12 protein-coding genes are annotated in these 10,998 nt (G+C 64.6%); 9 read left to right on the top strand and 3 right to left on the bottom strand.

What is annotated here, in order from left to right; translation table 11 throughout:
- Window positions 1-58: 58 nt before the first annotated feature.
- From ACI944_RS06965 to ACI944_RS06995, 7 genes are all read left to right on the top strand, one after another.
- Window positions 59-238 carry an RNA-protein complex protein Nop10 gene (locus ACI944_RS06965; RefSeq protein WP_411718340.1) on the top strand — a complete coding sequence of 60 codons (180 nt, stop codon included), beginning with the start codon at window positions 59-61 and terminating at the stop codon, window positions 236-238.
- A 72-nt stretch (window positions 239-310) separates the two neighbouring features.
- On the top strand, window positions 311-1,060 hold the full coding sequence (locus ACI944_RS06970) for a proteasome assembly chaperone family protein (RefSeq protein WP_411718330.1): 750 nt from the start codon (window positions 311-313) through the stop codon (window positions 1,058-1,060).
- Window positions 1,057-1,302, top strand: coding sequence for a hypothetical protein (locus tag ACI944_RS06975; RefSeq protein ID WP_411718331.1), 246 nt, complete (start codon window positions 1,057-1,059; stop codon window positions 1,300-1,302). The genes ACI944_RS06970 and ACI944_RS06975 overlap by 4 nt, the downstream gene beginning before the upstream one ends.
- A gap of 152 nt (window positions 1,303-1,454) precedes the next feature.
- On the top strand, window positions 1,455-2,291 hold the full coding sequence (locus tag ACI944_RS06980) for a 2,3,4,5-tetrahydropyridine-2,6-dicarboxylate N-succinyltransferase (protein ID WP_411718332.1): 837 nt from the start codon (window positions 1,455-1,457) through the stop codon (window positions 2,289-2,291).
- A gap of 311 nt (window positions 2,292-2,602) precedes the next feature.
- A complete protein-coding gene (aceA, locus tag ACI944_RS06985) occupies window positions 2,603-3,670 on the top strand; it encodes an isocitrate lyase (RefSeq protein ID WP_411718333.1) in 1,068 nt (355 codons plus the stop codon).
- Between the two features lie 218 nt (window positions 3,671-3,888).
- Window positions 3,889-5,199 (top strand): malate synthase AceB, encoded by a 1,311-nt coding sequence (gene aceB / locus ACI944_RS06990; protein ID WP_411718341.1) that lies wholly within the window; start codon window positions 3,889-3,891, stop codon window positions 5,197-5,199.
- Between the two features lie 100 nt (window positions 5,200-5,299).
- The gene (locus tag ACI944_RS06995) at window positions 5,300-5,944 is read left to right on the top strand and encodes a non-canonical purine NTP pyrophosphatase (RefSeq protein ID WP_411718334.1); all 645 of its coding nucleotides are present in this window, start codon (window positions 5,300-5,302) and stop codon (window positions 5,942-5,944) included.
- A gap of 22 nt (window positions 5,945-5,966) precedes the next feature.
- On the opposite strand, the gene ACI944_RS07000 is transcribed toward ACI944_RS06995, so the two are convergent.
- The 3 genes from ACI944_RS07000 to ACI944_RS07010 all read right to left on the bottom strand — a co-directional run bounded on the left by ACI944_RS07000 (window position 5,967) and on the right by ACI944_RS07010 (window position 9,368).
- The gene (locus tag ACI944_RS07000; RefSeq protein WP_411718335.1) at window positions 5,967-6,443 is read right to left on the bottom strand and encodes a hypothetical protein; all 477 of its coding nucleotides are present in this window, start codon (window positions 6,441-6,443) and stop codon (window positions 5,967-5,969) included.
- A gap of 132 nt (window positions 6,444-6,575) precedes the next feature.
- The gene (locus ACI944_RS07005; RefSeq protein ID WP_411718336.1) at window positions 6,576-7,652 is read right to left on the bottom strand and encodes a putative sulfate/molybdate transporter; all 1,077 of its coding nucleotides are present in this window, start codon (window positions 7,650-7,652) and stop codon (window positions 6,576-6,578) included.
- Window positions 7,653-8,159: 507 nt separating this feature from the next.
- Window positions 8,160-9,368: an MFS transporter gene (locus tag ACI944_RS07010; protein ID WP_411718337.1), complete on the bottom strand. Its 1,209-nt coding sequence runs from the start codon at window positions 9,366-9,368 to the stop codon at window positions 8,160-8,162.
- 132 nt (window positions 9,369-9,500) lie between these two features.
- Between ACI944_RS07010 and ACI944_RS07015 the strand changes: the two genes are divergently transcribed.
- Together ACI944_RS07015 and ACI944_RS07020 are read left to right on the top strand one after the other, a co-directional pair.
- Entirely contained in the window at window positions 9,501-9,809 is a 309-nt protein-coding gene (locus ACI944_RS07015; protein ID WP_411718338.1) for a transcription initiation factor IIB family protein, read from the top strand.
- A gap of 108 nt (window positions 9,810-9,917) precedes the next feature.
- The coding region (locus ACI944_RS07020) for an STT3 domain-containing protein (RefSeq protein ID WP_411718339.1) at window positions 9,918-10,998 on the top strand (1,081 nt) is incomplete at its 3' end.

Here is a 10,998-nt window from a genome sequence, read left to right on the forward strand (position 1 = left end):
ACAGCCGGCGGATCCGCCGAGTTCCACCGCGAGCGCCGAACCGACGAGGACTAGGTGCATGGCGAAGTCCGACATCCGCGTTTGCTCGGCGTGGGAGCGCGAACACGACCGCCCGGTGTACACCCTCTCGGGGCGCTGCCCGATATGCGGCGCCGCGGCCGAAAACAGCGCGCCGGCGCCGTTCGATCCCGCCGACCCCTACGGGGAGTACCGTCGGCGCGCCCGCCGCCGAGACTGACTTTTCGGCGACTGTCTTTGCCGCTGTCGCGGATCGCCGTGCTCTTATATCGGTGGCCGCCCAGAAACTTCTATGGACGAGTTCGACATCGATCGGTTGTCGACCCCCAATCTCGATGACCCCGTACTGATCGAGGGGTTGCCGGGCGTCGGCCACGTCGGGAAGTTGGCCGCTGAGCACCTTCTCGAAGAGTTCGACGCCGAATTGGTGCGGCAGATCCACTCGGAGCACTTCCCGCCGCAGGTTACCGTCGAGGAGGGTCGGACCCAACTGGCCTCGGCGGAGGTGTACGCGATCCGCGATGCAGAGCGTGACCTGCTCGTGTTGACCGGCGATCATCAGGCCGGCGACGGGCCGGGACACTACCGTCTCACAGAGACGATCCTCGACGTCGCGGCCACCTTCGACGTCGCTCGGGTGTACGCCCTCGGTGGGATTCCCACCGGCGAGTTGGTTGACGAACCGGGTGTCGTCGGCGCGGCCACCACCGACGAACGAATCGAGGCGCTCGAATCCTTCGGCGTCGAGTTCCGCGAGAACGAACCCGCGGGCGGCATCGTCGGGGTCTCCGGACTCCTGCTCGGGTTGGGCGAACGGCGCGGCTTCGAGGCCGCCTGTCTGATGGGCGAGACGAGCGGCTACCTCGTCGACCCCAAGAGCGCTCGCGTCGTTCTCGAAACGCTCGAGGCCGCAGTACCGTTCGAGGTCGGCTACGATTCCCTCTCCGAGCGCGCCGAGGAGATGGAAGAGGTCGTCAAACGCATCCGGCAGATGGAACAGGGCACGACACCGAGTGAGGAAGACCTGAGGTACATCGGATGAGCCGCGTTCCCGTCACCGACGATGTCGTCGAACAGCTCCAAGACGTTCTTGAGGCTGACCTCCTCGATCACGAACTCAATCACATGGGCGCGGGCTTTGCGGCTCAGGACCTCGGCCACGAGGAACTGGCACAGTTCGTCCACGAGGCCGACGCCGCGACGTACTACGAGGCGCTCGAACGTGCTCGCGAACGGAGCGACGCCGACCTGTCCGCGGACCTCGAATCCGAATTCGACACCTGAGAGCCGCGGCCCACGGCCTCGGCTCCGAGCGCCAGCGGCGTTCGAACCTACACCGAACACCGGAGAACTCGCGCTTGGCGTCTCCGGACCGAGTTCGGGGATGAGACGCGATTCCAACAGAGCCAAGTTCGTCGTTTCCGTCTATTGGAACGATGAGTGTACTCCGTGAGGATATCGAGGACCTGCAGCGACGCTACGACGAGGGGCTGGCCGCCGAGGAGGTCGGGGCCGACGAGCGCGCCCTCCTCGACGAGTTTCTGACCGCCCTCGAGGCCGGCGATATCCGCGCCGCCCAGAAGGATGGCAACGAGTGGACTGCCAACAGTTGGGTCAAACAAGGCATCCTGCTCAACTTTGGGCTGCGAACTATCGAGACACACACCCATGGCGGCGTCGACTACCACGACGTCCTGCCGCTCAGAGAGACCGGCGACCTCCCGGCGCGCGGCACCCGGAACACGCCGAACGGCACCGTCGTCCGTCGGGGGGCCTACGTCGGTGGCGACGCCATTCTGATGAGCCCCGCCTTCGTCAATATCGGCGCGTACGTCGGCGACGGCACGCTTGTCGACTCCTGCGATACTGTCGGGTCGGCGGCACAGATCGGCGACAACGTCAAACTGGGCGCGAACACGCTGATCGGCGGCGTGCTTGAACCCGTTGAGGCCGCACCCGTGATCGTTGAGGACGGTGTTTCCCTGGGTGCCGGCTGTCGCGTCACGAGCGGGTTCGTCGTCGGCGAGGACAGCATCGTCGGCGAGAACACGCTGTTGACGCCCCGCATTCCGGTCTACGATCTAGTCGAAGAAGAGATTGTCTACGGCGAACTCCCACCCGAGCGGCGGGCGTTCAGCCGGTTCGTCGAGTCGAGCGTCGGCGACCACGATCTCTTCGACGGCGGCGCGTACAAGCCTGCCGTCGTCGCCACCGATGTCGAGGAGGAGACGATAGAGGCGACAGAACGCGAGGACGCCCTTCGGGACAACTGAGACGGGGTATAAATAAATCGCGGCGGGACGCTGTGTTCGGCGCGGCGCTTCGGCCGTTCTGTTTGAGCGACATATTGTGGTAGACATACACAGCCAATCTCGTTAGACAATCGCAATCCATTATATACTTTCGAGAATACAAACAGTATATCCAATATTAACATTATAATTCATAACAGTTTTGTACCCGTCGCTGCTCCGACCAGATGCACACGATGAGTAAGCGACGAACCGGGCAACAGCGTGGCGGCGCGATCCGAGCGTCAGCGTTCGCCCCCGGGGACTCGCGCTCATAGGAACACGATATACCCATGGCACACGACAACGACGGAACGGACGAGGTCGCAAGCCGAGTCCAAAACACCGAGTCGATCACACGAGACGTTGACAACCCCGCCGCCCGCGAACTCCGAGAGAAGTTCGACAAGCAGGACTTCACGTTCGCGCCCGGCCTGTACCACGCGCTTGATGCCCGGCTCGCCGAGATGGCCGGTCTCGACGCCGCGTACATGTCGGGCTACTCGACGGTGCTCGGCCAGTTCGGCTTCCCGGACCTCGAAATGGTCACAATGACCGAGATGGTCGAGAACGCAAAGCGAATCGTCGAAGCGACGAATCTGCCGGTCGTCGCCGACTGTGACACCGGCTACGGCGGCGTTCACAACGTCCGCCGCGCCGTCCGCGAGTACGAGAAGGCCGGCGTCGCCGCCGTCCACATCGAGGATCAGACGACGCCAAAGCGCTGCGGACACATCGCCGGCAAGCAGATCGTGCCCCGGGATGAGGCCGAGGCACGCTTCTCTGCGGCCGTCGACGCAAAGCAGTCCGAGGATACCATCGTCATTGCCCGGACGGACGCCTACGGCTCCGCCAACGGCGACTGGGATGAACACCTCGAGCGTGGCCGCATCTACGCCGACGCCGGCGTCGACCTGGTCTGGCCCGAGATGCCCGACCCCTCCCGAGAGGACGCCGTCAACTACGCCGAGACGATCCACGAGACTCACCCCGACCTGGATCTCGCGTTCAACTACTCGAGTTCCTTCGCGTGGTCCGAGGAGGAGGACCCGCTCACGTTCCAGGAACTCGGCGACCTCGGCTACCAGTACATCTTCATCACGCTGTACGCGCTGCACTCCGGCGCACACGCGGTCTACGAGGATATGTCGAACATCGCCGAAAACGACGAGGCGGCCCAGTGGGACCTCGAGGACCGCTACCTGGACCACGAGACCGAGAGCCACCACGAGCTCTCGTTCGTCTCGCGCTTCCAGGACATCGAAGCGCAGTTCGACCCCGATGCGAAGGCCCGGATGGAGCAGTCCGCGGGCTTCACCGAGGAAGAGAGCGACCCGGTGACCTCGGGCGACGACGACTGATCGCGTCGACTCTGAGGATTACGAACACCGCGGTGGGGTAACACGCCCCCGAGGGAACGGAGCACAACGCCGCGATCCGGCGTAGCACGGGATCGCGGATCGACGGGGCGGGGTTTATTTTTTACTGTGTAGCGACCGAATCGGCCCGTAGCGCGCCGTTTGCCGAGGCGATTCGGCCAGCTTTAATACGCCCCCTCGTGTCGATTCAGGTGACCGATATGACGGAACTCGACAAGCGAACCCACGAGCGGAAGTTCGTCCGCACCTTCTTTACTACCCCGACGGCCGTCGAGGGTGAGGACGATTCGGCGAAGATGCTGGAAGGCGCCGCTGGCCTCAGCGGAATGGAGGCTCCCGACGTCTGGGTGCCGGACAACGAGGACGCCACCGCGCCGAACATGCGCGATGAGGGCGCACAGAACATTATCGACGTCGTCTCAGAGCACGGCGCCGACTACCCCGGTGAGATTCATCCCCGCGTCGTCTGGCACCGCGATAGCCCCTCGACGCGGTATCAGGGTTTCCAGCGGATGCTCGATATCGCCAACCCCGAAAACGGCGCCATCGAGCACATCGACGGCTTCGTTATTCCCGAGGTCGGTGACATCGACGATTGGAAGAAGGCCGACGAGTTCCTGACAATCATCGAAAACGAGTACGGCTTCGACGAGGGGTCGATCAAGATGTCCGTCATCATCGAGAGCGGCCAGTCCGAACTCGGCATGGAGAAACTCCGCGACGAGATGGGCAAGCCGACGAACAATCTCGAACGCCTGTTCATGCTCGTGATCGGCGAGGTCGACTACACGAAGGACGCCCGCGCTATCACACCGACCGGCTCCCTGCCGGCCTGGCCCGAACTCCGTCACAACACCTCCCGCGCAGCGAGCGCGGCAGGACTCATCTCCGTCGACGGCCCCTACGACGACATTCGTGATGTCGAGGGCTACCGCGAGCGGATGACCGACAACCAGGCCAAGGGAATGCTCGGCATCTGGTCGCTTACCCCCGGACAGGTCGTCGAGGCCAACAAGTCCGCGCTCCCGCCGGCGGAGGGCTACTGGCTTCTCGACGCCGACGGCCGCGAGGTCCAACTCGAAAGTAAAGACGGCGTCGAAGTGTACGACGGCACCCGTGTCTCGCTTGAGGAGACTGACGACGGCTACGTCCTCTCGGTCGGCACCGACGACCTCGAACTCGACGAGGACGAACTCACCGAGGAGCTGCTCGATCTCCTCGATTACGTCCCGAGCATGGACGACATCGTCGACTCCATGGAAGAGTTCGAAGCCGCCAAGGAAGCCGGCAAAGGTGCGATCGCGATGACCCAGGCTGCGACCGTCGAAATCGACGGCGTGCAGGTCGATGTCAGCAGCGATCGGATGTGGGACGAGGCGACGTACCAGGCGCTTCAGACTCCGATCACGCTGTTCCAAGATGTCTACGAGAGCCGCCCCGACCAGCACGACGGCCTCGCGGAACTCTACAGCGAGGACGTTGTCGAGCGTGCGATGGACGTCGGGAACTAACGGGCGCCGTCGGGAACTGACGATCGACCGCAACTGTTTGTGTATACTTTTCCCCGTTTCGTACCGGTGATGCTTTTTCCTGCGCTTGCCAACGAGTGATATGCTCAGATACGTGACGACGAACGAGGGGAAGGTCGAAGAGGCGGAAGCGTACCTCGGCAGCGAGGTCGCCGCCTTCGAGTACGACTACACGGAGATCCAAGCCGACTCCCTCGAAGCGGTCGCCGCACGTGGCGCGCGAGAGGCCTACGAACACGTCGGCGAACCGGTAATCGTCGACGACGCGGGGCTGTATCTCGAGGGGTTTGACGGCTTCCCCGGCCCCTACTCGGCGTACGTCGAGAACACCCTCGGCGTCGAGCGTGTCGGCCGGCTCGCCCGCCGGGAGAACGAACGACGGGGACAGTTCCGGTGCGTGATCGCCTACTGCGACGGCGAACCCTTCGAAGCCTCGCCCGAACCGGTCGATCTCGAGGACCGCCGCGGTCGCGACCTCGACGCCGACGACCGGGCGACGGCGGCGACGGACGATACCATCGCCGGGGGCGGGGTGCCGGTGAAGCTCTTCGCCGGGGCCGTTCCCGGACGGATCGTCGAACCCCGCGGCGACGGCGGGTTCGGCTACGACCCGATCTTCGAACACGACGGGACCACGTTTGCCGAGATGAGTTCCGAGGAGAAGAACGCCGTCTCGCACCGCGGGCGGGCGCTAGGGAAGTTCGCCGAGTGGTTCGCCGAACGGTAGCCACGCGCCGACGTGTCGGGCGTCACCGCGGCTTTCGGTCCGGTCCCGGATACGACCCCTCAAAGGCGAGTTCGTACAGCGTCGTCGGATCGACGACCGCAAGGAACGCGTTCGGCGATCGGACACTGACCTCGAACAGTCCGCGCAGGGTAGCGCCGGCTTCGGCGCTCCGAAGGCGATCATCGAACGTGACAATCTGGGACGCGTCCCCCCGGTAGGCGGCCGCGAGCACCGGGCGATCTTCGGGGGGCTGCTCGACGACCACGGCGAGTTCGTCGATCGCTGCCCGCCAGTCGTCGGCCAACGACTGGTCGGCGAGTGACTCGACGATAGCCTGTGTCTCCTCGAGCAACGGCTCGGTCACGATCAGCTTGAGCCAGGAGTGCGATCGAATGATGTCCATCACGTCTCTGGCCGGACCGCCGACAAGGAGGTCGGAAGCGAGCACGTCCGCGTCGACGACGACGTGGGTCGGGTCGGGCTTGTGGCTCTCACTCACGCTCACGACGCTCCTGGAGGGCTGCCCGTATCTCGTCAGTTTCGATCTCGTACGCCTCGGCCCGCTCGAACAGGTCGGCCCATGGCATGATTCGTTGGAGCCGTCACTCGAACAAAAACTTCACTCCCGCTCTCACCCCCGAAGCTGCCACCAAGCGATCCCGGCAGCGAACGCTACCCCGACGTTCGTGAGCACCGCGAGCCCGCCGACAGAGGCGACGAGCAGCGGCCGATCCGTCGACTCGAACGCCACTCTCGCGAGCGAGGCGGCGACGATGACCAACAACACACCCAAGAGCGCCATCGGGAAGGCGACCAACAAACCGGCGACGAGCGCGAGCGCGAGATAAAAGACCCCCGCGAAGAGGTTCGCCGTCCCCGTCCGCGCGCCGAAGGCGTGTTTCCCGGCAAGGCCACCGGAGCCGTGACACATTGGTAGCGCACCCAGCGGCACCGCGGCGAGGTTCATCACGCCCATGCTTTCGGCGAGTCGGTCCGGCGATACGTCGGCGTCATAGAGGTCCGAGAGCAACAGCGACGTCGCAATGGCGGCGTTGCCAACCGTCATCGCGAGTTGGGCGAGAACGCCCTCGGCGGCACCGGCAGAGACCGTCGGCCCGCCGGCCGGGAAAACCGCAAGTGCGGGGAGCGCCGGCGCCGGAACACCGCCCGACGCGGCCGCCCAAAGCCCGCCAGCGGCGAGAAGCACGAGCGCGACGGCTCGCCGGGAAACGACGGCGACAGCAAGCGCAAGGACGACTCCCCCGGCGGCCACCGCAGGGGAGGCGGCGACGGCGGGGACCGCCGCGTCGACAAGCAGGCAGGCGACGGCGAACTGGACCCCCCGAACGACCGGTTCGCCGACGAGGCTGCTGATCGCTGACAGCCACCCGCGCCACCCGGCGACAAGCAACGCGCCCCCGGCAAGGAGTCCGGCAGCGACGAGTTCGCCGTGCGAGATCGACCCGGCGACGGCGAGGCCAGCGAGTGCCTTCATCGGTTCGACGGAGAGCGGCACGCCGTAGGCAATCCCCCAGACAGCCTGAAAGACGGCGAACCCGACGAGGAGGTGCGGGAGCGACGCCGACGTCAGGAGACCGAGTGCGACGACGAGCGGCAACACCGTAATCGAATCCCCTATCGCACCGGTCACCTCGCCGATGCCGGACCCGAACCGGTCGATCGCCCTAATTCGGCCTGAAACGGACACAAAATGCATTATGAGCCTGTCTTACATCATTCTTTCTAGAGGCATAACCGATTTATTTTGTTCACGAGAGAAACCATTAGTAGTTACTACGCACAGTCCGACCGCGGAGCAGAGTGTCGCCGCCGGGGCGCTCACTGCGGCGGCGTTTTCTCAGCGCGATACGTCCGTGATACGTCCGTGAACGGATGCGCCCACGCGGCCGAAGCGATGAACCCAGGTACCTGCTACGTAACAGAGCGGGTACGACCTGTACGGAACGGGTGGAACGTCTCAAACCGATGGAGACGGGTCACACGCCTGTCTGACGCGGCTTTATGTATATCCGCGTGCTCTCGTTCGACGGGCGCGCTCCGATCAAATCGGATTCTCCCCAATCCTCCCCACGCGCCCGGTTTTCGTCGCCTCAAGAGACAGATCAGTATAAGAACGCCTTTAGCCGAGGCTGGCAACCGCGTCCACCATCCGTTCGGCTGCCGTCGGCGCCGCCGCAGTCGCTTAGTCATCGTCCTACCTGCCCCGGAGCGCGGCGTATACCACGACACCTATCAGGAGTATCGCGGACCCACATGCGACGAGGAGGAACCGATAGCCCTGTGTCGGGGTGACGAACGCCACGCCGGCAACGTAGGTGAACGAAATCGGGCCAAGCGTCTGCCCGAGCCGGAGAACGCTGGTCCGCATCCCCATCATTCCGGCCCGGAGTTGCCCCGAGACCGCGGTCACGATTGTCGTGTCGATCGACGGCATCATGAGGCCGAACCCGACGCCGAAAGCGAGCAGCGAGATACCCACCCAGAACGGCGAGGGGGCGACCCGGACTCCGAGCAGGCTGGCGCCATACGCGACGAACCCGAGCGCGATCAACTCGGGGGCGCTTCGCCACGCCGAAAGCCGGCCGTACTGTGAGGACACCACCGCGCTGGCCGCCGCGACGGCCGCGATAGTCAACCCGATCTGTCCCGAGGAAAGCCCGAACTCGTCACTTAAAAGCAGCGGGAGGGCAGTCTGGACGGCCCCGTAGAAGACGAAGAAGACGACGAATATCGCCCCGAAGATGGCGAGCGCCTTCGGATGCCTGAGAACGGAACCGAGCCCCGACAGATAGGTCCGAACGTCGCTTGGCTCTCGTCCGTCCGGTTCCGGGAGCGCGGCCACGGCGACGAGGCCGATGAGCACGCCGGTCCCGAAGAAGACGAATGGAAAGTTCCACCTGATCCCCGCCAACGCACCGCCAATGAGCGGATACAGGGCCGCGCCGGTACCGACAGTACTCGAGTTGAGCCCCATGACAGCGTTCTGTCGGGCACCGTCGTAGAAGTCGCCGATGAGCGTCACGGCGAGCGTAACGAGGCCGCTCGCGCCGATTCCCTGAAGAAACCGGAGGATCAACACCCCTTCGAACGAGCGGGCGAAGGCGATACCAGTGCCGCCGATCCCGAACACGAAAAGCAGCGGGATGATCGCTCTCCGTCGCCCGATCCGGTCGGCGATAAGCCCGACGAACGGTGTCAAAAACACCCCCGGAAGCGTGTAGACGGTGATGACGAGGCCGATGCGCGAGTCCGCCACCCCGAAGACGGCGCGCAGCGCGGGCAGTATCGGGCTGATGAGTGAGACGCCCATGATGCCGATAAGTGAGCTCGCGAGAATCAGGTACAGCGCCGTGGACCCCCACGGGACAGTACTACCCTCCGGGCCGTCGGTGTACTCTGCCATCGAGCGTACACGTCCGGTTGTGTGCCATTTATAAAAGAGGGCGGATTCGTCGGCCGGCGAATCCCCGGCCACGAACGAGCGTTCGAACGCTTCCGGAGAGACGTTTATATACACCGACACCGGAGTATAGGTATGTATCGCGCCCGCGATCACGTCGAGAACGAGCGGTGGCTAGCCGACATCGACGACGCCGCCGAGCGCCTCGGGCTGAGCGGGGAGGCGAAGTCGCGGGCGACGGACCTGTTTCTTTCGACGGTGTCGGGGTCGGACCGCTCGAAACAGGCGACGGTGGCGGCTAGCCTCTACGCCGGCTCGCTCGTCGCCGGCGAGCGCCGCTCCCAGGCGGCGGTCGCAGACGCCGTCGGCGTTTCGCGGCTGAGCGTCCAGAGCCGCTGGAAGGGGTTGCTGGAGGCAGCGGGACTCGAACCCCCACAGTGGTAGCGGGGAGTCCCCGAAAAGGTGCGCCGTATTTCCGGGAGCCGCCGGTTTCGCCCTGGGCCGAAACTCAATGGAAAAGGCTTATGCGCGTTTTGACAGTGTGTTCGGGCAATGAGTCAGCGGTTCGAAGCGCTTGAAGAGCGACTCGCGGAGTACGAGTCGCAAATCGATACTGTATATCGTCTGTATCACATCCCCGTTCTCGCGGCCCTCATGGCGTTCATGCTGTGGGTCCGAGTGCGCAACTACACGAACCACATCGGTCCGAACGGCGAGCCGCTCTACACCGGCAACGACGGCTTCTATCACTACCGGTCGGTAAACTACGTGATCGAGAACTTCCCGTACACGATGCCGTTCGATCCCTGGACCGGATTCGACACCGGGAGGCGGGCCGGGCAATTCGGGACGATCTTCGATCAGGCGATCGCGACAGTCGCGCTCGTTCTCGGCGGCGGATCGCCTTCCCAAGAAACGGTCGTCACGGTCACGCTGTTCGCCGCGCCGGTGATCGCGATGCTGTGTGCGATCCCGATGTACTACGTGGGCAAGCGGCTTGGCGGCCGTTTCGGCGGTATTGTCGCTGTAGTCCTGCTCGCGTTGACGCCTGGATCGTTCCTCACGCGGAGCGTCGCGGGGTCGTTCGACCACCAGATTGCTGAGGTGTTCTTTTCTCTCGTCGTTCTCGCGGTCGGGATGAAATATCTCGCCGTCGCCCAACGCGAGGCCCCGATCTACGAGTTTATCCGGACGCGCGAGTTCGAGTTGCTGAAAAGGCCGGTCGCGTGGGGGCTCGCCCTCGGCGTCGTGCTCACGCTGGCCGTGCTCAACTGGCCGCCGGCGATCTTCCTGTTCGGGCTGTTCGGGCTATTCCTGTTTTTCGCCCTCTCGCTCGAGTTCCTCCGGGGGCACAGCCCGGACCACATTGCGATCCCCACGGTCGTCGCGATGGTGACGGCGGCTGTCCTGATCACGCCCTTCCTGCAGACGACCGGACTTCAGCCGACCGATTACTCCATCGCGCATCCGCTGCTCGCGCTGGCCGTCGCTGCCGGAACGATCTTCATGGCCGGGGCAGCCCGGCTGTGGGAGCAACAGGAGCTCCCCCGAGCGGCGTACCCGTTCGGCGTTGCCGGCGCCGGCCTCGTCGGCGTCGGCGTCCTCGCCGTCGTCTCGCCGGATACGGTTGGAT

This window comes from Natronomonas sp. (assembly GCF_046710025.1).
GTDB lineage: Archaea > Halobacteriota > Halobacteria > Halobacteriales > Haloarculaceae > Natronomonas.